Raw genomic sequence first — 24,749 nt, forward strand, 5'->3', positions numbered from 1 at the left:
GTCGTGGTCGGGCTCACCATTTCCCGTCGTCCGGTTCTTCCGAAGACAGGTTCAGCACGCCCGGCTGCCCGCCGTCCTCCGCGGCGAGGGTCGGGCTGAGGAGGAGCTTGACGCGGTGAAGGCGCGCGGTCGTGCTGCCAGCGTTGGCTTCGGCGCCGCCGAGGCTCGGGACCGACAACTTGAGGCCGCCCCCGCGCTGCCGGCTGAAGTCCAGCGAGAGTTCGAGCTCGACCTCGTTGACTTCCAAGTGGAGTTTGTCATCGGCCTGCTCCAGCGCCAGCTTCAGCTCCTTGCGCAGTTCGTTCACGGCCTCGCTGAGGGGGATGGGGTCCATCAACCGACATTAACGACCACCGCCCTCCGGCGAGGTCCCCGCGGCTGTCGGCTAGCCGACACTTGCCCGTTCGAGTGCATTCACTGACGACCCTCTCCGGCGGTGAGGTCGGCAGTCCCCTCGGGCGGCGAGTGGTTCGCCGGCGTGGGTGACCACCTCCGGCGCGGTGCCGTCGTTGCCGGCACCGCGCCCGACTGCCGGTCCCTGACGTCATGCCAGAATGCCCGCATGCCCTCCAACCCCGAGATACCAGAGCCTGCACCGCGTTCGGTGCCGATGCGGCTGCTGCACCGCCTGACTCCGCCGCGGCCCGGCGATGTGCTCCTCACCGCCCATGTGGGACCGGCCGGTGAAGCCGTCACGCTATGGGGTCCGGACGCGCTGGCCGAGCGGATCTTCGGCTATGTCGAGTACGCCAACGGCGTCCGTTCGCCGGCTTCGCAGGTGCCGCCCTGGTCGGCCCGGGTCGTCGTCGCTGCGCCGGACGGGCGCCAGACCGTCACCGAGATCGACGGCATGACACTCGCCTTCCCGAATCTTCAGCCCCTGCCGGGGGGCCGGCTCCTGATCGTCGGGACGAGGTGCCGCGTCAGCGCAGGCATCGCTGAGCACAACGCGGTGGTCATCGACCCCGCCGGCGGAATCGCTCGGACCGGCACGTTCGGCGACGGCATCGCCGATGTGCAGACCACCCTGAGCGGCCGGATCATCGCCGCCTACTTCGACGAGGGCGTCTTCGGCAACAACGGATGGGGCGGAACTGGTGCGCCCGAACCGATCGGCGCCCCCGGGCTCGTCGAGTTCGACTCGGACCTGCGTCAAGTCTGGTCCTACTCCTTCGACGATCCGGAGGCGCCCTGGATCGGCGACTGCTACGCGCTCAACGTCATTGACGAAACGGTGTGGGCCTCCGTGTATCCGGACTTCCCCCTGGTCCGCGTCGACGAGCAGCGGGTCACCACGTGGCAGAACGACGTCGCCGCAGGTGCGCACGGGTTCCTGATCGACGACGGGGCGGCAGGATGGATCGGCGGGTACGGCGCCGGGCCGGACACGCTGACCACCGGCACGCTCATCGAGTCCGGCACCGTCCTGCGGGAGACCTTCCACATCGGCACCGATGACGGCTGTGATTTCGCCGCCACCATCGCCCGCGGGAGGCGACTCCACCGATTCACCGACACCGGAGACTGGTTCGTCCTCGACCTTGCGGCGGCAGGGCTGACGCACCCGGGGGCTTGAGGCTCCGGGCGCGCCGTCGCAGTGGGCTAGGGGGTGGCGCGGAAGCCGTAGGTCGCTCCGCTGAGGGCTTGGAATTCGGCGGTGGTGCCGGAGTCGAGGACCTTCGTGTTCGTGGTGCTGCCGTCGAGCACGGCCGAGCGGACGCCGACGTTCGCGACGTGGTGGTTCGTCGCCAGGTAGTTGCCGCTGCCGGACTTCACCAGGACGATGGTCGGGACCGCTCCGGAGGGGGTGATGGAGGCGGAGGGCACGTCGTAGGTGAAGTGGTTGCCGGTGACGGTGTTGCCGCTGCCGTTGATGTGGACCAGGCCGAACAGGTCGTCGGTCGTGAGCGGCACGCCCTGGAAGGGGCCGAAGGACTCGCGGTTGCGCAGGAAGTGGTTCGCGCCGATGAGGTTGTTGCGGCAGTCGCCTTCGAGGGTCACCATGCCGGAGGAGAACGAGTGGAGGCGGTTGGCCGAGACGGTGGAGTCGTTGCAGTTCTTCAGGTGCACGGAGCTCTTGCCGCGCGGGAAGACGTTGTTGCCCGAGACGATGAGTCCGAAGTGGCCTTCCGCGAAGAGCGAGAACCCCGCCGGTCCGGCGCCGAGGTGGTTGCCGTTGACCATGGTCGCCTGCCCGGAGCCGACGAGTTCGACGCAGCTGCCGCATTCGGCGATGAAGTTGCCGTTGAGCTGCAACGCGTCGACGCCGGTGAGCACGACGCCGCGTTCGAGGTAGACCAGGCCCAGTCCGGCGATGCGCAGCGAGTCGGTGTCGCTTGTGGAGCGCACGCCGATCTTGCCGTTGCGGTAGCTGTTCTGGTCGGGGGTGAACGAGAGCCCGTCGAGGCAGAAGTCGACCAGTTCGATCGAGCTCAGGCGCGGCGACCCGCCGCGGCTGATGAGGATCGCCTCCGCGTTCCCGTCGGTGTTCTCGACCTTGATGCGGCTGCCGCCCGGCCAGATCTCCCACCAGCCGGAGGTGCTGCCGCTGTTGTAGCGGATGCTCGACGAGGTGAACCCGTGGCCGGAGCCCTTGATCTGGAGGTAGCTGACGTCGATGACGATGCGGGTCTTCAGCGAGTAGTCGCCCGGCGGGATGTAGACGACCGCGCCCGGTTTCGACGCCTGATTCGGCTGGTTCGCCTTGATGTCGGCGATGATGCTGTTCACGACGGCGCCGATGTCGGTGTATGCGGTCGTGCCGGGGCTGCCGGGGACGGTCCAGGTGGTCACGTCGTAGATGGTCGAGGGCATGGTGGTCTCCCGCTTCGTCGAGGTCGATGTGGTGGTGAGGGGGCGGCGGACTAGATCAGGCCGATGAGGGTGCGGTGCGGCCGGTCCGCGGCGTCCTGCGCCGGGGCCGTCTCCGCTTCGGCGCGGGCGGGCCGGGGCGCGCCGACTCCCGCGAGGACGGCGGCGGCGCCGAGGGCGAGGAGGAGGGTGCGGCGGCCGGGGCCGGCGGGCGAGGGGCTCATGGGTGCTCCGTCTTCGTCGAGGGGCAGGAGCCAAATGGATTTGGCACCGTGCTGAAGAATGCTAGGGCCGCGCGTTCTGCCTGGTCAATGTGCCAAACGATTTTGGCAAATTTTTTCAGTGTTTGGCATTGACAGTCCCCGATCCGGGGTCGCAGACTCGTGCCAAGACGTTTTGTCAAAACGTTTTGTCACCGGCCTCGACGGTGACCCCTCACGCGTAGCAGAGCTGCTACAAGAACGGAGTCGAAGTGAAGTCGCTTCGCAATACCAGCGGCCGTGCCCGGACCGCGACCCTCGCCACCGCCGCGGCGACTGCCTGCACGCTCGCGCTCTCGGGATGCGGCGCAGGCGGCGACGCCGCGGACGACGAGCTCACCGTCGTCGTCGAAGGCGGGGGACTGGCGGAACTCCAGCCGATCGCCGACCTCTTCAAGGAGGAGACCGGCACCACGGTCACCCTCGTCGAACTGCCCTACGACGGCCTCTACGACCGCATCCAGACCGAGCTCGGCTCGGGCAGCGTGTCCTTCGACGTCGCCGCCCTCGACGCGATCTGGCTCAGCGCCTTCGCCGACGGCGTCGCGCCCCTCGACGACCTGTTCACCGACGAGGTGAAAGCGGACCTGTTCCCGGGCCTCGTGAGCGAGGCGCAGGTCGGCGGCGCGTACGTCGGCATGCCGATCTTCACCAACTCCGAGATCCTCTACTACCGCACCGACCTGTTCGGGGACCCGCAGAACCAGGCCGACTTCGAAGCGGCGTACGGCTACCCGCTCGCGCCTCCCACCACCTGGGAGCAGTACCGCGACGCCGCGGAGTTCTTCACGCGCGACACGGACGGCGACGGGCAGACCGACCTCTACGGCACCGACGTCAAGGGCGCCGTCGAGACCGAGTGGCTCGCCACGGTCTCGCAGACCGGCGAGGAGCACATGGTCCTCGACGCCGAGACCGGCGACGTCACGATCAACGACGCCGAGCACCTGGAGGCGCTCGACTACTACACGAGCCTCCTGCCGTACGCCCCCGCCGGGGCGGCCCAACTGGACTGGGCCGGGGCGCAGAACCTCTTCTACCAGGGGCAGCTCGCCATGATGCGGTTCTGGGGCCACGCCTACACCCAGACCCCCGACGACTCGCCCGTCGCGGGCGACATCGGCGCGGCGCCCATGATCGCGGGCGCGGGCGGCGTCGCCGGGGTGCCCGGCGCCTGGTACCTCTCGGTGCCCGCGGCGAGCGCGAAGCAGGAGCTGGCGAAGGACTTCGTCGCGTTCGCCTACGAGCACAACGACCTCTCGATCGACACGTCGCTGGGCCTGGTCGCGCGCATCTCCGCGTTCGAGTCGCAGGCGGGGGTCGCGGGCATGGAGCACTACCCGGCCCTCCTCGACACGCTCAACGCCCCGGCCACCCGCGCCCGCCCGGCGACCCCGCAGTGGCAGGAGATCGTCGACACCGTGCTCACGCCCATGCTCCAGAAGGCCGTCGAGCCGGGCGCGGACAACGCCGCCCTGCTCCAGGAGGCCGAAGCGCAGATCGAGGCGATCCTCCAATAGCCGCAGGCCCTTCCGCTCCGGCGGTCGGCGGCACCGCCGCCGCCGACCGCCCCGACCGACCAGAAAGACCATCCACTGTGCGTGTCAACGATCGCCGGTTCGCCTTGCTGCTCATGGCCCCGGCAGCCCTCTTCCTCGCGGCCTTCGTGCTGTGGCCGCTCCTGCGGTTCGTCTCGAACGCCTTCTACGACATCTCGCCGATCGCGGGCGGACCCCGCGCCTTCGTCGGCCTCCAGAACTTCACCGACGCGTTCGCCTCGGCCTCGTTCCAGGGCGCGGCGCTCCGCACCGTCGTCTACACGGTCGTCGTGGTCGCGCTCGAATTCGCCGTCGGCCTCGCCGTCGCGCTGATCTTCGCGGCCCTGGGCCGCCGCTCGGCGGTGTTCCGCACGGTCTTCATGTACCCGCTGATGATCGCGCCCGTCGTGGCCGGGCTGCTGTGGCGCTTCCTGCTCATCGACAACTTCGGCATCGTCAACGAGCTCCTCGTGCGGGCCGGGATCCTGGAGAGCGCCAACCAGATCGGCTGGCTGAGCGACCCGACGATCGCGATCTTCGCGGTCGCCCTCCCCGACGTGTGGCTGACGACCTCGTTCATCACCCTCGTGCTCTTCGCCGGGCTCCAGACCATCCCGGGCGAGATCCTGGAGGCCGCCCGCATCGACGGCGCGCGGTACCCCACGATGCTGCTGCGGGTGATCATCCCGCTGCTGCGCCCGGTGATGGCCGTCGCGCTCATCGTGCGCGGCATCGACGCGGCCCGCGCGTTCGACATCATCCTCATCCAGACCGACGGCGGCCCGCAGGAGAGCACGACCACGCTCAGCCTGCTCGTCTACCGCACCATGACCCGCTACGGCGACATCGGACTCGCGAGCGCGATGGGCACGGTCTACCTCATCGGGATGCTCCTGGTCGCGTCGATCGCCGTCGCCGCGATCTGGCGGCCGGGGGAGGCGCGATGAACGGCATCGAGACCCGCCGCCGGTCCACGAAGGCGATCCTCGGCGTCCTGCTCGCCGTGATCCTGGTGCTGTACGGCTTCCCGTTCGCCTACCTCCTCCTCACCTCCTTCAAACCCCCGAGCGAGGCGATCGCGGTGCCCCCGTCGGTGCTCCCGGACGCGTGGACGCTGGAGAACTACGTCGCGGCCCTGTCGAAGGAGGGCGTCGTCCCGGCGCTCGTCAACAGCGTCACGACGGCCGTGCTCAGCACGCTCATCTCCCTCGTGCTCGCCGTCCCCGCCGCCTACGCGGTCACCAGGTACCGCACGCCGAGCGGGCGGGTGTTCGTGCTCGCGGCGCTCGTCACCCGCATGGTGCCGACGATCGCGATCGGCGCTCCGCTTGTGGAGACCATGCGCGCCTTGGGGATCGCCGACACCTCATTCGCCCTCGCCATCGCCCACACGACGATCTCGCTGCCGCTCTCGATCTGGCTCATGGCGAGCTTCTTCGAGGCCGTCCCCGACGAGCTCGAAGAAGCCGCCAAAATGGACGGTGCGTCGCGGCTCGGAGCGCTCTGGCGGGTCGTGCTGCCGGTGGTGTCCGGCGGCCTCGCGGTGACGGCGATCTTCGCGTTCCTCGCCTCGTGGAACGAGTTCCTGTTCGCGCTGCTGCTCACTTCGGTGCGCGCGCAGACGACCCCCATCGTGATCGCGAACTTCCAGACGCAGTTCGGACTCGACTGGGGCGCGATGACGGCGCTGGCCGCCGCGTACTCGCTCCCGGTCATCCTGCTGACCCTCGTGCTCCAGCGCCACATCGTCGCGGGCCTGACCCTGGGGGCAGTGAAAGGATGAACGGACGCAACCCGATCCAAACAGGCAGGAGACGACCATGGCGGTGAACGGCGTCGGCATCCGAGACGTGGCCAAACTGGCCGGCGTCTCCATCACCACGGTGTCCCACGTCCTCAACGACACCCCGCAGACGCGGGTCTCGGCGGAGACGCGGGCGCGGGTCCGCGAAGCGGCGGCCCGGCTCGGCTACGGCCCCAACCGGGCGGCTCGTGCGCTGCGCACCAACCGGTCCGGCCTGATCGGCCTGCTGAGCGAGGAGATCGCGACCACCCCGCACGCGGGCCGGATCATCCTCGGCGCGCAGAACGCTGCCCGCGCCCACGACTTCACCCTGGTCATCGTCAACGCCGACCGCGAGAGCGGCGGCTCCCACGGGGACGACGTGCAGACGCTCATCGACCGGCAGGTGGAGGCCGTCCTGTACGCGACCATGTACCACCGCCAGGTGTCCGCGCCCGAGAACCTGCGGGGCGTGCCCGCCGTGCTCATCGACGCGACCGACCGGGACGGGGCCCTCCCCGCGGTCGTCCCCGACGAGGTGGGCGGCGCGGTCGCCGCCGTCACCCACCTCGTCGAGGCCGGGCACCGGCGCATCGGCTTCCTCAACAACGACGACGACGTGCCCGCCACGCACGAGCGCCTCATCGGATACAAGAACGTGCTGCACCGGCACGGCATCCCGATCGACGAGCGGCTGATCCTCCAGGCGCCCTCGGAGACCCTCCCCGGGTACACGCTCGCGCGGGAGCTCCTCGCGAGGGACGACCGGCCGACCGCCCTGTTCTGCTACAACGACCGGATGGCCATGGGCGCCTACCGGGCCGCGGCCGAGCTGGGCCTGGACATCCCACGCGATCTGTCCATTGTGGGCTTCGACAACCAGGAGCTCATCGCCGCGAACCTGTTCCCCGGCCTCACCACGGTGGCGCTGCCGCATTACGAGATGGGGGAGTGGGCCGTCGAGATGCTCGTGCACCTGCTCAGCGGGGACGCCGAGCAGCTCCCCGCCGACGTCCCGACCCGCCTCCACTGCCCCCTGGTCACCCGCGGCTCGGTCGCCGCGCCCCGAGAACACCGAAAGGCCTGAGACATGCTCCGACTCACCGCATCGTGGGTGTGGGACTTCTGGATCGCCGACGACGGCGACCGCTACCACCTGTTCTTCCTGAAGGCGTCCAGGGCGCTCCTCGATCCCGACCGCCGGCACTGGCGCGCCGTGATCGGGCACGCGACCTCCACGGACCTGACGACGTGGACCGAGCACGCCGACGCGGTCGTCCCGGACGACGCCCCCGCGTTCGACGACCTCGCGACCTGGACGGGGTCGGTCGTCCGCGGCGACGACGGCCTGTGGCGGATGTTCTACACGGCGGTGAGCCGCGCCGAGGACGGGCTGGAGCAGCGGATCAGCTCGGTCGTCTCCGACGACCTCTTCACCTGGCGGCGCGAGCCCGAGCGGCAGGTGCTCGAACCGGACCCCCGCTGGTACGAGACGGCCGCGACCCGGCAGTGGCCGGACCAGGCGTGGCGCGACCCGTGGGTGTTCCGCGGCGAGGACGGCTGGCACATGCTGGTCACCGCGCGCGCGAACCACGGCGCTCCCGACGACCGGGGTGTGATCGGGCACGCGACCTCCCCGGACCTGGTCCACTGGACCGTCCAGCCGCCGGTGTCCGAGCCGGGCGCCGGATTCGGACATGTCGAGGTGGTCCAGGTCGCCGACGTTGACGGCACCCCGGTCGGGCTGTTCTCCTGCCTCGGTTCCGAACTGGCCCAAGGCCGCCGCGACGGCGACCCGGTGGGCGGCGTGTGGGCCTTCCCGATCGACTCCGTCGACTCCATGGCCGGGCCGTTCGCGTTGGAGGAGGCGTACCGCATCACCGACGAGCGCCGCTACGTCGGCAAACTGGTGCAGGACCGCGCGGGCCAGTGGTGCTTCCTGGCGTTCCGCAACGAGGACGAGCACGGGAACTGGATCGGCGAGATCACCGACCCGCAACCGGTCCGATGGGCCGACGGCCGACTCGCCGTCGAGGAGGTCGCTGCACCACCGCGGACAGGAAGGCGAGCCGCCATGCCCGGCGACAACCACTACGACGTCACGCAGTGGCCCGTCGGCGATGCGGCCGAGGACATCGGCGAGGTGTTCAACAGCATCATCGCGGACGTCAAGAGCAGGCAGAAAGCAACCGACGAGCACGACGGCGGCAAGCCCGGGGCCGTGATCTACGTGCCGCCGGGGGACTACCGGCTCCGCACCCAAGTGCTCATCGACATCAGCTTCCTGCGGATCGAGGGCGCCGGACACGGATTCACCTCGTCGAGCATCCGCTTCAACGTGCCCGAGGACGAGTGGCCGGACCTCCACGAGCTGTGGCCCGGGGGCAGCCGCATCATCGTCGACCTGCCTGCGGGAGCAGAGGAGTCCGCGGGCGCGGCCTTCTACGTCGCGCGGAGCGGGAGCCCGCGGATCAGCTCGGTCGAGTTCGCGGACTTCTGCATCGACGGGCTGCACTTCGCCCCGGACGGATCAGGGCTCGACCCGGAGAACACCTACGTCAACGGCAGGACGGGCATCTACGTCGCGGACGCCAACGATTCGTTCCGCGTCAACGGCATGGGCTTCATCTACCTCGAACACGCGCTCACCGTCCACAATGCCGACGCGCTCTCGATCCACGACAACTTCATCGCCGAGTGCGGCAGCTGCATCGAACTGCGCGGATGGGGCCAGGCCTCGAAGATCACCGACAACCTGATCGGGGCCGGCTTCAAGGGCCACTCGATCTACGCGGAACACCATGGCGGGCTGCTGATCACCGCGAACAACGTCTTCCCGCGCGGGGCGAGCAGTGTGCGCCTCAACGGCGTCACGAGGTCGAGCGTCACGAACAACCGGCTGCACTCCTTCTACCCCGGCATGGTCGTCCTGGAGGCGAGTTCGGAGAACCTCGTCGGCTCGAACCACTTCCTGCGGGACCACGAGCCCTGGGCCCCGTTCTCCGGCGTCGACAACGGACTCGACGACGACTTCGGTCTGCTCGCCGTCAGCGGCAGCGACAACTCCGTCATCGGGAACCACTTCTCCGCGATCGTCGACGCCGACCGGGTCCGCCCGGCCGGGTCGGCACCCGTCGTCATTCGCCTGAAGACGGGGGAGCGGAACTACATCGCCGCCAATCATGTGGTGGCGATGGACGTCCGCGGCGAGTCGAGCGGCTCCGCCTATGCGGCGCAGGTCGGCGCGCTGCTCTCGACCGGTGCCGCGGAGCGCCTCGCGGTCACGGCCGTCAAGGTCGATCCGGAGTCGACCCGGAACACGATCCTCGATTCGGGAACCGCAGCCCAAGTCGTCATCGACGCCGCCGCGAACGCGTTCCGGCCCAGTCCGACCGTGGCCGGGCTGGGAGGCTTAGTGATCGAAGGTCGCGGTCAGGACCGTTCCGTTCGGGGCGATGAGCTCGACCTCGCGGAGCTGGTAGACGTCGGCGTCGATCGTTGCCCCTGCGCCGCAGGAGCCTTCGGTGGCGTCGCAGGTCGCGATGGTGCCGGTCCAGTCCTCGGTGGCCACGACGACCTGCCAGGCGCCGTCCTCGGGGGCGCCGTCGAGGACGGCGAAGACCCATGACGGGTCGCCCTGGTAGGCGAAGACGTGCCCGACCTGCGCGCCGCCGGAGTCGAGCACCGGGGCGGCCGTGAAGTAGCGGCCGTCGGCGACGCCGAGCGTGTCCCTGTAGGAGTCGGCGAGCTCGCGGTCGGGCGCGGTCGCCAGCCAGACCCCCAGGGCTGCAGCGGCACCGACGAGCAGCGCCGCCGCCGCAGCGGCGAGCACCCGCACGAGCCTGCGGCGCGGGCGCGCGGGCGCGGGCGCGGCGTCCAGTGCCGCGATGCGGTCCAGCACGGCGGTCTCGAACCCGGCGGGCGGCTGCCGCTCCGGCGCGATCAGCAGCACCTCGTCCGCGGCGGCCGACAGCGCGGCCAAGGTCTCGCGGCACTCGCTGCAACCGGCCGTGTGCCGCAGCACCCGCGCGCGGTCGGAGCCGCCGGCGGCACCGGTGGCGAACTCCGCCAGCGCGTCCGACAGCTCGCCGCATGCGGCGTCATGGTCAGTCACGGTGCACCTCCAGCAGTGCGCGCAGGCGCAGGAGTCCGGTCCGGATGCGGGTCTTCGCCGTCCCGAGCGGGACGCCCTGGTGCTCGCCGATCTCGCGGGCCGTCAGTCCGAAATGCACGGACAGGAGCACGGCGACGGCCTGCTCGGGCGGCAGTTCACGGAGCGCGTCGGTGACGCCGAGGCTGTCGTCGACCCGGTCGCCGTCGTTGCCGGGGGCGATCAGCCACTGCGCCATGGCGACCGGATCGGTCGCCAGGTCGCGGCGGACCCGGAGCACGTCGATCGCGACGTTCCGCGTGATCGTCAGCAGCCACGTCGACGCGGCCGACCGGCGCGCGTCGAATCCGCCCGCGTGCCGCCACACCCGCACGAACGCCTCCTGGGCGACCTCCTCGGCCACCGCCCGCACCCCCACGACCGAGAGCGCCAGCCCGAAGACGCGCGCCTGGTGGCGGCGCACGAACGCGGCCATCGCGTCGGCGTCCCCGGCGGCGACCCCGGCCAGGAGCGCCTCGTCTGACAGTTCCACACCCTATATACGACCACCGCGCGCCGAGAGATTGCGGAGGACGCCAATCCTTTCGGCGCGCCCGGCCGTATTACCTCCGCACCACGCTTCGAGGGGAGACGAGACCATGCTGAAGAAGCTGACGGCGCCGCTGGCGGTCGGCGCGCTGATCCTCGCCGGCTGCGGCGGGACCGACCCGGGCGGGGACGGCCCGTCCGTGAGCATCGAGCAGCCCGCCGAGGGCGACGAGCTCACCGCGCCGTTCACCGTCGTCGTCGAGTCGAGCGAGGAGCTGGGCACGACCGAGTCCGGGAACCACCACGTCCACCTGTACTTCGACGGGAACGACGGCACCTACGAGGTGATCGAGTCCGGGAACGGCGAGGAGTACGAGGTCAGTGCCGATTCGCCCGTGCTCGAAGGGCTCGAACCGGGCGAGCACACGCTGAACGTGTCGCTGCGCAACGCCGACCACTCGGCGGCCGGGGCCGAAGACGAGGTCACCGTGACGATCGGCGACGGCACCGGCGGGGGAGGCGGCGATGAGGACGAGGACGACGGCGGCGGATACGGCTACTGAACCGGTTCGGCGCAACAGCGCCCGCGCCCGGTGGCTGCACGCGGGCGTCTACGCGACGACGCTCGTGCTGCTCGGGACCGGCTGGTGGCTCACCCTCGGTCAGGAGGGCCGACCGAGCCTCCTGGCCGAGGCGACCGGCTGGTCGGACGCCGAGATCCACACGGGCGCGGGCTGGGCCCTCGCCGCCGTCGCGGTCGGCGGCGCGCTGATCGGGCGGCGGGGGCTGCGGTCGCTGCTGGCCGACTCGGTGCGGTTCGCCAAGGGCGACATGGCATGGCTCCGGCGCTGGCCCGCGGCCGCGTTCACCGGCCGGTTCGCCCCGCACAGCGGGCGCTTCGACCCCGGGCAGCGCATCGCGAACGTCGCCATGCTGGTCCTCCTCGCGCTTCTCATCGCGAGCGGCGTCGGGCTGGTCCTGGCCTCCGGCGGCCCGGTGTTCGCGTGGTGCAACCTGGTCCACCGGTGGTCGACCTATCTGCTGACCCCGCTCATCCTGGGCCACATCCTGATCGCGTCCGGGGTGCTCCCCGGGTACCGCGGCGTGTGGCGCTCGATGCACCTCGGCGGGCGGCTCAGAAGATCCGACGCCGAACGCGTCTGGCCGGAGTGGACGCGCCGCAGGCGGTGAACCGCGCACCGGAACCGCCCGCTACTGGCCCACGCTGCCGTCGATGCGCTCCCGGAGGAGGTCGGCGTGGCCGTTGTGGCGGGCGTACTCCTCGATCAGGTGGAACAGGACCCAGCGCAGCGACACGAGGCCGCGGCGGTCCTCGCAGGTCCGGTCCAGCGACGCCCCGGCCGCGAACCGCTCGGTGAACGCGGCGGACTCGCGCAGCGCCGCCCACGCCTCTTCGACGCACGCCGCGGTGCCCTCGGCCTCGTCGAAGGCCGCGTCAGGGCGGTCCTCGCGCCAGAACAGCGGCTCGGCGACGTCGCCTGCGATCCGGCCGCGGATCCAGCCGCGTTCGACGTCGGCGAGGTGGCGCACCAGCCCCAGCAGCGACATCGAGGACGGCTCGACCGCCCGCCGCGCCGCCTGCTCCGGCGTGAGGCCCGCGCACTTGAGCGCCAGCGTCTCCCGCTGGTAGCGGAGGAACCCGAGCAGCGTCTCCCGCTCCCCGGCCCGCCCGGGCGGATCGGTCCTGGTGCCGAAGTCAGCCATTGTCCGATCCTCGCCCGGAACCGCGGTGCGCCGCAACCCGGTTGCGCGGAGACGCTTCAGCTCGGCGCGGACTCCTCGACCCGGTCGAGCCATTCCTCCATCAGCGCGTCGAGCAGGTCCGGCTGCTCGATCTGGAGGTTGTGCCCGGCCCGGTCGAGGACGGCGAACGTCGCGCGCGGGTAGTGCTCAAGCAGCGCATAGACGTCCGCGTAGCCGGTGTTGTCGTCTTGGCGACCGGTCACGATCAGCGCGGGCCGCTCGAACGGCGCACCGGACTCGGGCGCGGTCGACAGCTCGTACCGCCGCGCCACCCGCAGCAGCCCTTCGTCGTCGGCGAGCGCCAGCCCGGGCGCGATCTCCTCCCGGAAGCGGCGGAAGGTCTCCGGGGACTGCACGACGGCGAGGTCGCCGAACGAGGCGGCGTCCGCCGGGGGCAGCCCGGCCATGAGTCCAGGGTCGCGTGCGATCACGGTGTGGGGCGGGAGGGTCCGCTTGGAGCGGCGGGCCTCCTTCCCGATGGGGCACACCAGGGCCAGGCCCAGCACCTGCCCGGGGCGGGAGCACGCGAGGGCGCGGGCGAGGTAGCCGCCGTAGGACTCGCCGATGACGAGGAACGGCGCGTCGCCGATCAGGTGGTCCACGAAGCCCTGGAGCGCGTCGAGCATGTCGTCCGAGCCCCGGTACCGCTCGGTGATCTCCGTCTGCCCCATGCCGGGGAGGTCGGGGTAGACGCGGCGGTACGAAGGCGCGTCCGGTCGCGCGGCGGCGCGGCGGGTGAAGCACGGCTCCATGAACCCGGCCATGAGGCGGTGGTCGGTGGTCCAGCCGTGGACCGCGAGGACGGGGGTCCCGGCCCCCTGCGCGACGAAGTGCATTGGCATGACGGCAACACTAGGTTCCCGCTTCAAGTCCGCCCGCGGGCGTCAGCTGACGAGGGGGCGCTCCTCCGGGTAGGTGAAGCGGCGGCCGCGGAGGCGCAGCGCGAGCGCGGCGGCGACCGCGACGGTGCCGACCCTGCCGAGGAACATGAGGACGATGAGCGCGATCTGGCTGACCGGCCCGAGTTCGGGGGTGATGCCGGCGGACAGCCCGACGGTGCCGAACGCCGAGACGGCCTCGAACAGGACGTGGTCGAGGCCGAAGCCGGTGTCGAGCATGATGATCGCGGTCCCGGCCCCGACGGCGGCGACGCCCAGGAGTGCGACGGTGAGCGCCTGGCGCTGAGTCTCGGCGGGGATGGCGCGGCCGAACACGGCCACGTCGGGTTCGCCGCGCACCTCGGCCCAGATCACGACCGCGAGGAGCGCGAAGGTGGTGACCTTGATGCCGCCCGCGGTCCCGGCTGGGCCGCCGCCGATGAACATGAGCGCGTCGGTCGCCAGCAGCGTCTCTGGGCGCAGTTCGGCGACGGCGAGGTTGTTGAATCCGGCGGTGCGCGGCTGCACGCCCGCGGTGAACGCGGCCAGGAGCTTGTCGCCGACGCCGAGCGGCCCGAGCGTGCCCGGGTTGCGCCACTCCAGGGCCAGGTAGACGGCGTAGCCGGCCACGAGGAGGACGCCGGTCATGAGCACCGTGATGCGGGTGTGCAGCGACCACCGGATGCGCGCCCGCCGCTGGCCGGACCGGTGCCGCCACGCGGTGCGGGCGTTGCGCAGGACCTCGACCATCACCGGGAACCCGATGCCGCCGATGATGATCGCGGCGCACACGGTCAGCGAGATCACCGGGTCGGTCACGAACTGCATGAGGCTGTCGGCCTCCAGCCCGAACCCGGCGTTGTTGAACGACGCCACCGAGTGGAACACGCCGTGCCAGACCGATTCGGCTGCGCCGTAGCCGTAATGGAAGTGGAACCGCAGGGCCAGGACGATCGCGGTCACCGCCTCGACGATGAGCGTCAGGAGCGCGATCTGCCCGGCGAGGGCCCGCACGTCGCCGAGGTGGACCGTGCTGTTCTCCTTCTGGGCCAGCAGGCGCCCGCACAGGCGCAGACGCCCCAGGACCAGCAGGCCCAGCAGCGTCCCGGCCATGATGATCCCGAAGCCGCCGATCTGGATGAGCACCGTGATCACGACCTCGCCGAACCCGGACCAGTACGTGCCGGTGTCGACCACGACCAGCCCGGTCACGCACACCGCCGAGACCGAGGTGAACAGCGCCGTCAGCAGCGGCGCGGCCTCGCCGGTCTCGGTCGCGGCCGGGAGCATGAGCAGCACGGTCCCCACGAGGATGAACGCGCAGAACGCCAACGGCACCAGGCGGGCGGGATGTCGCAGGGCACGGAACACCCCTGGACCATAACCGCGGACCCGCCGCCGCCCCGTGCACCTCGCCGGGGCCCGTTCGGACGCGACGGCGCAGGTCGCGGACCCGGGAAGCCCGATCTGCGGCCGAAACGCCCGGTCCATGGAACTCAGGACGGCGGCGTCAATATTCCGTCAAGGCCCGTAGTCTTCGGCCGCGCTCACCGCGCCCCGGTCCCGGCCGGGTCGAGCTCGGCGGCGTCCTCCTCGTCAACCTCGGGCTGCCGCTCCGATTCGCGGGGCGCGGTGCACGCGATGATCGCGGAGCCGATGAGCGCGGCGGCGAAGGACCCGGCGAGGACGCCGATCTTGGCCTCGTCGGTGAGCAGCGCGGTGTCGTGGAAGGCGAGCTCGGTGATGAACAGCGCCACGGTGAACCCGATCCCGGCGACGGCGGCGATGCCGGTCAGCAGCGGCCACCGCGTGCCCTCGGGCAGGCGCCCGGCACCGGTCCTGACCGCGATCCAGACCGCCGCGGTGATGCCGAGGGCCTTGCCGACCACCAGCCCCAGGACGATGCCGATCGTCACCGCCGAGGTCGCGGCCGCCGCCATGAGGTCCCCGGAGAGGACCACTCCGGCGTTCGCGAGCGCGAACAGCGGCAGGACCACGAAGGAGGAGAACGGGTGGTTGGCGTGCTGGAGCCGCTGCGTGGGCGGTTGGGCGTCGCGGGTGAGCCGCACGAGCCGCTCGGTCTCCCCGAGTGTGAGCCCGTCCTTGGCGAGCTCCTGCGCCTTGGCATGGGCCGCATGGGGATCGAGGAGCGGCTTCGCCGAGATGAGCAGGCCCATCGCGACTCCGGCGATGGTGGCGTGGATGCCCGATTCGAGGACGGCGAGCCACAGACTGATGCCGACGACGAGGTAGACCGGGCCCGACCACACGTTGAGGACCCGCAGGCCGATCGCCACCGCGAGGATCGCCCCGGCGGCGGCGAGCCAGGGCATCGACAGGTCGTCGGTGTAGAACACGGCGATGACCGCGATGGCGCCGAGGTCGTCGACGATCGCGAGCGTCAGCAGGAACACCTTCGCCGCCGAAGGGATGCGGGAGCCGAACAGGGCGAGCACGCCCACGGCGAACGCGATGTCGGTCGCCATCGGCACGCCCCAGCCCCCGGCGCCCTCGCCGCCGGCGTTGAACGCGGCGTAGATGAGGGCGGGCACGGCCATGCCGCCGACCGCCCCGGCCACGGGCGCGACGGCGTTCCGGACCTGCCGCAGCTCCCCGGAGACGATCTCTGACTTGATCTCCATGCCCACGACGAAGAAGAACACCGCCATGAGGCCGTCGTTGATCCAGTCCTTGAGCGAGTGGTGGAGCTCGAACGATCCGATGCGGATCGTGATGTCCATGCCCCACACCGCCTGGTACGAGGCGGCCCACGGCGAGTTCGCCCACACCAGCGCGACGACCGCGCACGCCACGAGCACCACGCCCGCGGCGGGCTCGATCTTGAGGAACTCGGCGGCCGGCCGGCCCACGTAGCGGGCGAGGGACTTGCGCGAGTACAGGAATGCGGGCCGGGTCCGCCAGACGGGGGACTTCCAGGGCTCGTTCAGGTCGGTGGGCACGGTGCGGCTCCGATTCGGGGTCGCTGACAGGACTCGCCGACCAGACTTCCCGGCACACCGCGCCCAACCCTACACGACACGAGCTGACATCACCTCGGCCGACGTTCCCGCGGCCACCTGGCGGCGCGAGCGGGTTGTCCGTGGTCTGCGTCTCGAATTCCCGTGAACGCGGAAGCAATATCCCGGGGTCGGCGAACACTGTCCCACCCGTGAGAGAGGGTCTATGGGGTGAAGAGATCGCGCAGGCCATGGGGAGAAGAGACATGAGTACCGAAGCTGATCCTCCGGCGCTGCCGCTGTTCGGGGAGGACCCGCCGCGGCCGCTGGCCGACCGGCTGCGGCCGCGCACGCTCGCCGAGGTCGTCGGGCAGGACCACCTGCTGGCCCCGGACGCGCCGCTGGGGCGCATGGTCGCGCGCGGCAAACCGGTGTCCACGGTCCTGTGGGGCCCGCCGGGGTGCGGGAAGACCACGATCGCGCGGCTGCTCGCCGAGGAGACCGACCTCGCGTTCGAGCCGTTGTCGGCCGTGTTCTCCGGCGTCGCCGACCTGCGGAAGGTGTTTGCCGCCGCGCAGCGCCGCCGCGACACGGGCCAGGGCACGATGCTGTTCGTCGACGAGATCCACCGGTTCAACCGCGCCCAGCAGGACTCGTTCCTGCCGTACGTCGAGGACGGCACGATCATCCTCGTCGGCGCCACCACCGAGAACCCCAGCTTCGAGCTCAACGGCGCCCTGCTCTCCCGCTGCCAGGTGTTCGTCCTCCACCGCCTCGACACCGCCGCCCTCGAAACCCTCCTCGCCCGCGCCGAGCGGGAAGTGCGCCCCGTCCCCCTCGACGACCAGGCCCGCGGCTCCCTCATCGCCATGGCCGACGGCGACGGCCGCTACCTGCTCAACATGGTCGAGCAGTTGCAGGAGCTGCCCGAGGGCACGGCTCCCCTCGACACCGCCGCGCTCGCCGAGACCGTGCAGCAGCGCGCGCCGCTGTACGACAAGGCGCAGGAGGGCCACTACAACCTCATCTCGGCGCTCCACAAGTCCATGCGCGGCTCCGACCCCGACGCCGCCCTGTACTGGCTCGCGCGGATGCTCGACGGCGGCGAGGACCCGCTGTTCATCGCCCGTCGCATCATCCGGTTCGCCAACGAGGACATCGGGATCGCCGACCCCCAGGCCGTGCGGCAGGCGCTCGCGGCGTGGGAGGTGTACGAGCGGCTCGGCTCGCCCGAAGGGGAGCTCGCGATCGCGCAGGCCGTCGTCTACCTCGCGACCGCGCCGAAGTCGATCGCGGTCTACCGCGGGTTCGGGGAGGCGCAGCGCAGCGCGAAGCAGACCGGCTCGCTCGCCCCGCCCGCCCACATCCTCAACGCCCCCACCAGGTTGATGAAGGACATCGGCTACGGCAAGGGCTACCGGTACGACCCGGACACCGCCGAGGGCTTCTCCGGCGCGGAGTACTTCCCCGAGGGCATGGACCGCCAGCGGTTCTACCGCCCCACGCGCAACGGGTACGAAGCGCGCGTGGGGGAGCGGCTTGAGCACTGGGCCGAGCTGCGGGCGCGGCTGCGGCGCGAGGACGGCGGGGGCGGCGGGACCGAACCGTGAGCCGAGGCGGGCTCGACCGACGCGCGACCCCGAATCCAGGCCGGCCGCCGGACGAACGGTGCCCTTGGCTTGCCGCTCGCTTGCCTCGATCCCGCAGCGGGATCTTGTTTGACTTTGTGGAGCGTGCCACACGGCACGGATCATCCCTCCCGAAGGAGAACTCCATGACCGACACCGAACAGGCGAACCCGTCGCGGCGGCGACTGCTGACGTCGGCGCTCCTGCTGCCCGCCGCGGCCGCGGTGGGCGCGCTCGGCTTCGCCGGGGCGGCGCACGCCGACTACAACGGGCCGATCAAGCGCTCGCAGGTGATGAACCGCGCGCACGAGTGGTTCGAGCGGAACGTGCAGTACGTCGGGGGCTCGGACACCGAGCCCGACGCGGTCCACGGCTGCCACCGCTACCGCACCGACTGCTCGGGCTTCGTGTCGATGTGCTGGCACAGCCCCGCCCCCGGGCACAGCACGCGCAGCCTCCCCGACATCTCCCGCCAGATCCTCTGGAGGGAGCTCAAGGCTGGCGACATCGTCAACGCCTACGACAACCACACGATGCTGTTCGACTCGTGGAGCATCGACTCCGGCTACATGTGGTACTACGACCTGGCGACCCCTGCGCTGGACATGCGGCACCAGCGCATCGACGCGAACCTCCTCCAGAACCAGGGCTACATCCCGCGCCGCTACAAGTTCATCGAGAACGGCTGATCCACCGGTCCCGTCGGCGGGCGCCCTGCTGCGGGCGCTCGCCGACGGTGTATCCGGCTACTCCGGCGCGGGGCCGCCCCGGCCTTCGCGGGCCTGCGCGAGGCCCCGGTTCGCCTGGGCCAGTTCGTAGGCGTCGTCCTGCGCTGCGGCGAGGGCCGCGGCCCGCTCGTGCTGGACGACCGCCTCGGCGGTGCGGCCCTGCGCGGTGAGGGCCCGGCCGAGGCCGTTGCGGGCCGCGCGCTCGTAGGAGTGGTCCGCGATCTCCTCCGACTGCGCCACCGCCTGCTCGAACCGCTCCACGGCGTCCTCGCCGCGGCCCAGCGCGAGCAGGTCCTCGCCGAGTTCGAGCAGCGTCGCGGTGATGCCGGTGCGGATGCCCTCCTTCACGCAGGCGTCCAGACAGGACGCGTGCACCGCCGCCGCCCCGGCCGCGTCCCCGCGCTCGCGGAGCAGGTTGCCCCGGAAGACCTTGATGCGGTTCCGGTTGTGGTCGTCGCCGGGGGCGAACCGCTCCTCGGCCTCCGCGAGGCGGCGTTCGGCCTCGTCGAGGCGGCCGAGGCGGATCAGCGGCGCGGCCATGTTCAGCAGGACGGTCGCGACCGCCACCGCGTCGCCCGTGGCCGCCGCCAGGTCCAGCGCCTCCTCGTACACCGCCAGCGACTCGGCGAACCGGCCGGAGCGGCGGTGCAGGACGCCGATGTTGGCGAGCGTCAGCGCCGCGTCGCCGTGCTCGCCCAGGTCCCGCTTGAGGGCGACCGCCTCTGCGAGGCAGGCGATCCCGTCGCCGATGCGGCCCTCGACCCCGAGCCTGCGCCCGGCGTCGCCGAGGGAGTACGCGAGCTTCCAGGTGTCCTGGAGCGCGCGGGCGCTGGCGAGCGCGATGTCGTTGACGGCCGCGTGGGCGGCCGGGTCGCGGTGGTACGAGACGAAGCCGTTGAAGACCGTCGCCAGGTGCCAGGCCTGCTCGTGGAGCCCGGCCCTCGCGGCCGCCGCCGCGGCGGACTCCAGGTTGGCGTGCTCGGCCCGGAACCATGCCAGGGCCGCGTCGCGGTCGGCGAAGCCGGGCAGGCCGAGGTCGTGCGCTGCCGCGCCGGTGTCGAAGCGCGCCACGTTCTGGACGGTCCGCGCGGCCGCGCGGTAGCCGAAATGCAGGTACACGCCGTACAGCCGCGCCAGGGCCTCGTCGCGCTCCTGCCCGGTGTCCTCGGCGTTCGCGAGCCGGGACGCGAAGAGCCGCACCAGGTCGTGGAGCCGGTACCGCCCCGGCGATCTGGTCTCGACGAGATGGACGTCTACAAGAGACTCAATCAGGGCCGACGCCCGCTGCCCGTCCGTCTCGGACAGCGCGGCGGCGGCGCGGGCGTCGACGTCGGCGCCCGGGACGAGGGCGAGCTGGCGCAGCAGCCGCCGCTGCCCGGGGGCGAGTTCGAGGTACGAGGACCGGAGCACGGCCGTGACGCCGCGGTGGCCCATGTCGAACTCGTCGAGCCGCCGCTCGTCGTCGGTGAGCCGCGCGAGCAGGTCCTCGACGCGCCAGTGCGGGCGGCTGTGCAGGCGCGCCGCCGCGAGCCCCATCGCGAGCGGGAGCCGCCCGCACCGGTCGGCGATCGCCGCGGCCTCGTCAGCGGTGATCCGGTCGGCGAGGGCGGCGGTGAGCATGGCCGCGGCCTCGTCCTCCTGCGGCGGTTCGAGGGAGATCGCGTACGCGCCCGCGAGGGCCGAGAGGTCCCGGCGGCTCGTCGCGAGGACGAGGCTGCTCGGCGTGCCGGGGAGGAGCGCCTCGACCTGGGCGGTGTCGGCCGCGTTGTCGAGGACGAGGATCACGCGCCGGTCGGCGAGGACGCTGCGGTACCGGGCGGTGAGTTCCCCGACGTCGGAGGGCAGGGCCTGCTCGGTCGCCCCGAGCCCGCGCAGCACGCGCGCCAGGACCGAGGCGGGACCGGGCGCCGGCACCGCCTGCGTGAAGCCGTGGAGGTCGAGGAACAGCTGCCCGTCGGGCCAGCGCGGGGCCAGGTCGTGCGCGATCCGCACCGCGAGCGCGGTCTTCCCGACGCCCGCCATGCCCTGGAACGCGATGACGGACGCGCCGTCCTCGACCGCGGTGAAGGCCTCGTCCAGCGGGCCCGCGCGCCCGGCGAACGCGGGGAGGACCCGCGGGAGCTCGCGCGGCACGGCGGCGGCGCGGCCGGGGGAGCCCGACAGGAGTGCGCGGGCGTCCGGCGCGAGGTCGAGGGCCGCGGCGAGCAGCCGGAGCGTGCTCGGCTGGGGCCGGACCTGACCCAGCTCGATGCCCCTGACGGTGCGCGGGCTGACACCGGCCTTGTACGCCAGCTCCTCCTGCGTCAGCATGGCGCGCAGCCGAAACGACCGGAGCGTCTCCGCGGCCTCGGGCCCTTGGTCGACCATGCGGACATGATAGGCGCTCACGGCGCCGCCGTCATGCCTCGCATCGGCGCCGGACACAGCACTGTGGACGTCAGGACCGGGCTTCGAGTCCGTCCAGGAGCGTGGCGAGGCCGAACTCGAAGAGGGCGTCGAAGTCGAGGTCCATGGCCTCGGGGCCGAAGCGCTCGGCCAGGAACGGGAACTCGGCCAAGAGGTCGGCGAGCGCCTCGCCCCGGCGGGACCACCATTCGGCCAGGTCCTCGCCGGTGGCCGCGCGGGCGGCCGCCTCGGCCGCGGGGAGCAGCGCGAGGCCCTGCACGAGCCCGGAGACGGCGAGGTAGACCGAGAGGAGCCGTTCGGGGCCCACGCCGAGGTCCTCGATGCCGCTGAGGATCCGGTTGACGCTGGCGAGCAGGCCGCGGCCGACGGGCGGGCGGCTGCGGGCGATCGCGGGCAGGACCCACGGGTGGCGGCGGTAGAGCGCCCATTCCTCGCGCGCCTCGTGTTCGAGCCGCGGGCGCCAGCCGGTCAGGTGCGGACCGGGCGGCCGGACCTCGTCGAGGACGGCGTCGGTCATCGCGACCACGAGCGCGTCCCGCGACGGGAAGTGCCGGTACAGGCCCATCGTGGCGATCCCGAGCTCGGTCGCCAAGCGGCGCATGGTGAGCCCCTCGAACCCGGTCCGGTCCGCGAGGGCCACCGCGGCCGCGGCGATGCGGGCCGGGGTGAGTTCGCGCGGGCGCGCGATGCGCTCAGTCGGCCGTGCGGCGCTTCGTTCCCGGTACGCGCGGGCCTGGCACGAACGGGAGCAGTAGCGGCGGCGCCGACCCCGCTCGGGCTGGTCGATGCGGGCGCCGCACTGCGCGCAGCGGTCCATCGCGGCTCCATTTCGTCACACCTCGAATCCGTGACGAAATCATAGGACTTCCCAGGTGTGCACGGATAACCTCGAAACAACGATACGACGTACATCCAGGAGGAAGCATGGACGGGTTCACGGTTCGCAGGGCGGTCGAGGACGACCTGGAGGCGCTCGTCCCGGCGTACGCCGCGGCCACGGCCGACGAGGCGGTCAACGCGTGGCTGACGTCCGCGGGGCCGGTGCCCGAGGACCTGTACGACGAGTACTTCACCGCGACCCTCCGCGGCCACCTCGTCGAGGACGAAGTATGGATCGCGACGCGCGGCGAGGCCATCGCGGGCGTCTCGGTGTGGCGGCGCCTCGACTCGCTCGACAAGCTCCGAGCCGAGGCCGATCAGGTCGCGGCGCTGGCGGCATCGACCGGCCTGCCGCTCCTGCGGCGGGCGGAGCAGGCGCTGCGCGCCACCGGCGCCGCGCACCCGCGCCGGTTCCCCCACCTCTACCTCTACTCGATCGCCGTGGCCCCCGCCCACCGCGGCTCGGGCGCGGGCGGGACGATCCTCCGCGAACGGCTCGCGGCGGCCGACCGCGAGGCCGCCCCGGCGTACCTGGAAGCGAGCACCGACGACTCCGCCCGCCTCTACAAGCGCCACGGCTTCGAGCGGTCCGGCGACCCGATCCGACTGCCCGACGGCGGACCCCGGCTCCTCCCGATGTGGCGCGAACCGGCGTAACGGCCGCGGCCGCCCGGACGGCGATCGAATCGCCGTCCGGGCGGCCGTCTCTTGTGGCCTGGCCGTCCGCTAGGTCCACAGGGAGTAGTTGTTGCAGTTGAAGTTGTACCCGCCGGTCGACGAGGTGATCTCGAAGCCGAAGGCGATCTCGCCGATGGTCACCTGCGGCATGCGGCCGTTGGCGACCAGCCACTGGGCGTGCGCGGTGATGTCGACCCAGGTGTCGGTGGTGTGGTTGCGCGCCAGGAAGCTGTAGACCGCGTTCGATCCGTTGCTGCCCTGGTAGAACGCCCAGTTCTGGCCGCCGAGGCTGACGTCGGTGACGTAGGAGCCGATCGGGCCGACCGCGCCGTAGTACTGCGTCCAGATCATGATCTCGTAGTCGTGGCCGTTGCCCCACACGTCGTACGTGGTGCAGTAGGCCAGGTTCGAGCCCGAGGGCACGGTGACGTTGGTGTTCGCGGAGACGCTGCCCATGTTCCACACGTCGCGCCCGAGCTGGTAGGCGACGTGCGGGTAGGACTTGACGCCGCCGGTGTTGGGGTGGTTGGCCCACACTCCCCAGTTCGAGTGGGAGTTCGCCCAGATGGACTGGTCGCCTGCGCCGCTGCCCCAGACGTGGTTGTTGACGGTGTAGGCGCCGTCGGTCCACTTCCCCCAGTCGTCGGAGGAGGACCACGTCGCGGCCTGCGCGGGGGACTGGAGGGCGCCGACGGCGCCCGCGGTGGCGAGCGGTGCCGCCAGTGCTGCGGTGAGGAGCGATCTGCGTTGCATGCGGGACTTGCCTTTCTGTGGAGCGGCTTCGATCCACGACATTCGTAGATGCACGAACATCGATACAAGTGTTGATTAAATCATGCAACAAAGTCGATGTCCATATCTACCGACAACGGGCAGATCGGTTCCACGGTGTGACAAACATGTCGACGGCTGTGGAGCGCCGAGTCCGCCAGGGCTAGGACGGTGCGACGTCCTCACCGCCGCGGTCCGGAGCCGCGTGCCGGTCGTCCAGCTCGTCCCGCAGCCGGGCGGCGGCGTCCGTCAGCGCCGCCGCCGCCCGCGCCACCAGTGCGTCGGTCATGCGCGGCGCGGGCCCGGACACGGAGATCGCGAACCGCACCCCGGCGGTGAAGGGGACCGCCACGCAGCGGACGCCCAGCTCCATCTCGCCGTCGTCGACCGCGTAGCCGCGCTCGCGGACGGCGGCGAGCTCGCGGACCATCCGCTCGGGGTCGGTGATCGTCGTGTCGGTGAACCGGGGCATCCCCATGCGGCGCAACAGGTCCCGAACGGTCTCGTCGGGGAGCCGGGAGAGCAGCGCCTTGCCGACCCCGGTGCTGTGCAACGGGACCCGGCTGCCGACCTCCGTGAACATGCGCATGGAGTGGGTCCCGGCGACCTGCGCGACGTACTCGGCGGCGTCGGCGGCGAGCACCGCCAGGTTCGCGGTCTCCCCGAGCTCGACGGCGACCGCGCGGAGCACGGGCCGGGCGCGGCGGCCCAGCAGGGCGTTCGCGCTCGCGCCCATGCGCGCGATGCGGGTGCCGAGCATGTAGCGGCGGTCGGGCAGCTGGTGCGCCCAGCCCCGGTCGACCAGCGTCCGCAGCAGTCGGTGGATCGTGCCGGCGGGGAGTCCGGTGGCCGCGGCGAGTTCGCCGATGCCCACCGCGTCCCCTGCGGTGTCGAGCGCTTCCAGCAGCGCGAGCGCCCGCTCGACGGACTGCACCCCGGTCCCTCGGGCCATCGGTCCCTCCGATTCCTGGTGTCAAGCGATTGCCATCGATATGGCGTCCCGGTACGCTACACCTATGCGAAATCAGT

The 24,749-nt window shown here is 71.6% G+C and carries 23 protein-coding genes and 2 pseudogenes; 12 read left to right on the forward strand and 13 right to left on the reverse strand.

Annotated features, from left to right (window positions below):
- Positions 1-13: 13 nt before the first annotated feature.
- Positions 14-334 carry a trypco2 family protein gene (locus WA640_RS24580; protein ID WP_335991317.1) on the reverse strand — a complete coding sequence of 107 codons (321 nt, stop codon included), beginning with the start codon at positions 332-334 and terminating at the stop codon, positions 14-16.
- Positions 335-478: 144 nt separating this feature from the next.
- Here WA640_RS24580 and WA640_RS24585 point away from each other — a divergent pair, with 144 nt between their 5' ends.
- Positions 479-1,576, forward strand: a complete 1,098-nt coding sequence (locus WA640_RS24585) for a hypothetical protein (RefSeq protein ID WP_335991318.1) — start codon at positions 479-481, stop codon at positions 1,574-1,576.
- Positions 1,577-1,602: 26 nt separating this feature from the next.
- Here WA640_RS24585 and WA640_RS24590 read toward each other — a convergent pair whose 3' ends face one another.
- Both WA640_RS24590 and WA640_RS24595 read right to left on the reverse strand, forming a co-directional pair.
- Positions 1,603-2,814, reverse strand: coding sequence for a NosD domain-containing protein (locus WA640_RS24590; RefSeq protein WP_335991320.1), 1,212 nt, complete (start codon positions 2,812-2,814; stop codon positions 1,603-1,605).
- A gap of 50 nt (positions 2,815-2,864) precedes the next feature.
- Complete coding sequence (locus WA640_RS24595; protein WP_335991322.1) at positions 2,865-3,035, reverse strand: hypothetical protein; 171 nt, start codon at positions 3,033-3,035, stop codon at positions 2,865-2,867.
- A 248-nt stretch (positions 3,036-3,283) separates the two neighbouring features.
- Between WA640_RS24595 and WA640_RS24600 the strand changes: the two genes are divergently transcribed.
- The 6 genes and pseudogenes from WA640_RS24600 to WA640_RS28950 all read left to right on the forward strand — a co-directional run.
- Positions 3,284-4,591 carry an extracellular solute-binding protein gene (locus WA640_RS24600; RefSeq protein ID WP_335991325.1) on the forward strand — a complete coding sequence of 436 codons (1,308 nt, stop codon included), beginning with the start codon at positions 3,284-3,286 and terminating at the stop codon, positions 4,589-4,591.
- A gap of 77 nt (positions 4,592-4,668) precedes the next feature.
- The gene (locus WA640_RS24605; protein WP_335991329.1) at positions 4,669-5,556 is read left to right on the forward strand and encodes a carbohydrate ABC transporter permease; all 888 of its coding nucleotides are present in this window, start codon (positions 4,669-4,671) and stop codon (positions 5,554-5,556) included.
- Positions 5,553-6,392, forward strand: a complete 840-nt coding sequence (locus WA640_RS24610) for a carbohydrate ABC transporter permease (protein ID WP_335991332.1) — start codon at positions 5,553-5,555, stop codon at positions 6,390-6,392. Before WA640_RS24605 ends, WA640_RS24610 begins: the two co-directional genes overlap by 4 nt.
- A gap of 37 nt (positions 6,393-6,429) precedes the next feature.
- Complete coding sequence (locus WA640_RS24615) at positions 6,430-7,479, forward strand: LacI family DNA-binding transcriptional regulator (RefSeq protein WP_335991334.1); 1,050 nt, start codon at positions 6,430-6,432, stop codon at positions 7,477-7,479.
- Positions 7,480-7,482: 3 nt separating this feature from the next.
- A pseudogene (locus WA640_RS28945) lies at positions 7,483-8,136 on the forward strand (glycosyl hydrolase family 32); the annotation flags it as partial.
- Positions 8,137-8,466: 330 nt separating this feature from the next.
- Positions 8,467-9,789 (forward strand): annotated as a pseudogene (locus tag WA640_RS28950) (right-handed parallel beta-helix repeat-containing protein); the annotation flags it as partial.
- A 15-nt stretch (positions 9,790-9,804) separates the two neighbouring features.
- On the opposite strand, the gene WA640_RS28955 reads toward WA640_RS28950, so the two are convergent.
- Both WA640_RS28955 and WA640_RS24630 read right to left on the reverse strand, forming a co-directional pair.
- Positions 9,805-10,506: a zf-HC2 domain-containing protein gene (locus tag WA640_RS28955; RefSeq protein ID WP_442904818.1), complete on the reverse strand. Its 702-nt coding sequence runs from the start codon at positions 10,504-10,506 to the stop codon at positions 9,805-9,807.
- Positions 10,499-11,035, reverse strand: coding sequence for an RNA polymerase sigma factor (locus tag WA640_RS24630; protein WP_335991341.1), 537 nt, complete (start codon positions 11,033-11,035; stop codon positions 10,499-10,501). Before WA640_RS24630 ends, WA640_RS28955 begins: the two co-directional genes overlap by 8 nt.
- 106 nt (positions 11,036-11,141) lie before the next feature.
- Between WA640_RS24630 and WA640_RS24635 the strand changes: the two genes are divergently transcribed.
- Together WA640_RS24635 and WA640_RS24640 are read left to right on the forward strand one after the other, a co-directional pair.
- Positions 11,142-11,594 carry an Ig-like domain-containing protein gene (locus WA640_RS24635; RefSeq protein WP_335991344.1) on the forward strand — a complete coding sequence of 151 codons (453 nt, stop codon included), beginning with the start codon at positions 11,142-11,144 and terminating at the stop codon, positions 11,592-11,594.
- Positions 11,557-12,222 (forward strand): cytochrome b/b6 domain-containing protein, encoded by a 666-nt coding sequence (locus tag WA640_RS24640; RefSeq protein WP_335991346.1) that lies wholly within the window; start codon positions 11,557-11,559, stop codon positions 12,220-12,222. Before WA640_RS24635 ends, WA640_RS24640 begins: the two co-directional genes overlap by 38 nt.
- A gap of 21 nt (positions 12,223-12,243) precedes the next feature.
- Here WA640_RS24640 and WA640_RS24645 read toward each other — a convergent pair whose 3' ends face one another.
- From WA640_RS24645 to nhaA, 4 genes are all read right to left on the reverse strand, one after another.
- A complete protein-coding gene (locus tag WA640_RS24645) occupies positions 12,244-12,756 on the reverse strand; it encodes a DinB family protein (protein ID WP_335991348.1) in 513 nt (170 codons plus the stop codon).
- A gap of 56 nt (positions 12,757-12,812) precedes the next feature.
- Positions 12,813-13,637 carry an alpha/beta fold hydrolase gene (locus WA640_RS24650; protein ID WP_335991351.1) on the reverse strand — a complete coding sequence of 275 codons (825 nt, stop codon included), beginning with the start codon at positions 13,635-13,637 and terminating at the stop codon, positions 12,813-12,815.
- 42 nt (positions 13,638-13,679) lie between these two features.
- Positions 13,680-15,044: a TrkH family potassium uptake protein gene (locus WA640_RS24655; RefSeq protein WP_335991353.1), complete on the reverse strand. Its 1,365-nt coding sequence runs from the start codon at positions 15,042-15,044 to the stop codon at positions 13,680-13,682.
- A 176-nt stretch (positions 15,045-15,220) separates the two neighbouring features.
- Positions 15,221-16,633, reverse strand: coding sequence for a Na+/H+ antiporter NhaA (nhaA, locus tag WA640_RS24660; RefSeq protein ID WP_335991356.1), 1,413 nt, complete (start codon positions 16,631-16,633; stop codon positions 15,221-15,223).
- A gap of 248 nt (positions 16,634-16,881) precedes the next feature.
- Between nhaA and WA640_RS24665 the strand changes: the two genes are divergently transcribed.
- Positions 16,882-18,240, forward strand: a complete 1,359-nt coding sequence (locus tag WA640_RS24665; RefSeq protein ID WP_442904820.1) for a replication-associated recombination protein A — start codon at positions 16,882-16,884, stop codon at positions 18,238-18,240.
- Positions 18,241-18,404: 164 nt separating this feature from the next.
- Positions 18,405-18,947: a hypothetical protein gene (locus WA640_RS24670; protein ID WP_335991362.1), complete on the forward strand. Its 543-nt coding sequence runs from the start codon at positions 18,405-18,407 to the stop codon at positions 18,945-18,947.
- 57 nt (positions 18,948-19,004) lie between these two features.
- Here the strand turns inward: WA640_RS24670 and WA640_RS24675 are convergent, their stop codons facing one another.
- Together WA640_RS24675 and WA640_RS24680 are read right to left on the reverse strand one after the other, a co-directional pair.
- Positions 19,005-21,353, reverse strand: coding sequence for an ATP-binding protein (locus WA640_RS24675; protein WP_335991364.1), 2,349 nt, complete (start codon positions 21,351-21,353; stop codon positions 19,005-19,007).
- Between the two features lie 70 nt (positions 21,354-21,423).
- Positions 21,424-22,209: a TetR/AcrR family transcriptional regulator gene (locus tag WA640_RS24680; protein WP_335991366.1), complete on the reverse strand. Its 786-nt coding sequence runs from the start codon at positions 22,207-22,209 to the stop codon at positions 21,424-21,426.
- Between the two features lie 107 nt (positions 22,210-22,316).
- On the opposite strand from WA640_RS24680, the gene WA640_RS24685 reads away from it, so the two are divergent.
- A complete protein-coding gene (locus tag WA640_RS24685) occupies positions 22,317-22,928 on the forward strand; it encodes a GNAT family N-acetyltransferase (RefSeq protein ID WP_335991368.1) in 612 nt (203 codons plus the stop codon).
- Positions 22,929-22,997: 69 nt separating this feature from the next.
- Here the strand turns inward: WA640_RS24685 and WA640_RS24690 are convergent, their stop codons facing one another.
- Both WA640_RS24690 and WA640_RS24695 read right to left on the reverse strand, forming a co-directional pair.
- Positions 22,998-23,702: a GH12 family glycosyl hydrolase domain-containing protein gene (locus tag WA640_RS24690; RefSeq protein WP_335991371.1), complete on the reverse strand. Its 705-nt coding sequence runs from the start codon at positions 23,700-23,702 to the stop codon at positions 22,998-23,000.
- 181 nt (positions 23,703-23,883) lie between these two features.
- A complete protein-coding gene (locus WA640_RS24695) occupies positions 23,884-24,672 on the reverse strand; it encodes an IclR family transcriptional regulator (RefSeq protein WP_335991374.1) in 789 nt (262 codons plus the stop codon).
- Positions 24,673-24,749 lie beyond the last annotated feature (77 nt).

This window comes from Glycomyces sp. MUSA5-2 (assembly GCF_037034145.1).
In the GTDB taxonomy this organism is placed as follows: Bacteria; Actinomycetota; Actinomycetes; order Mycobacteriales; family Micromonosporaceae; genus Glycomyces; species Glycomyces artemisiae.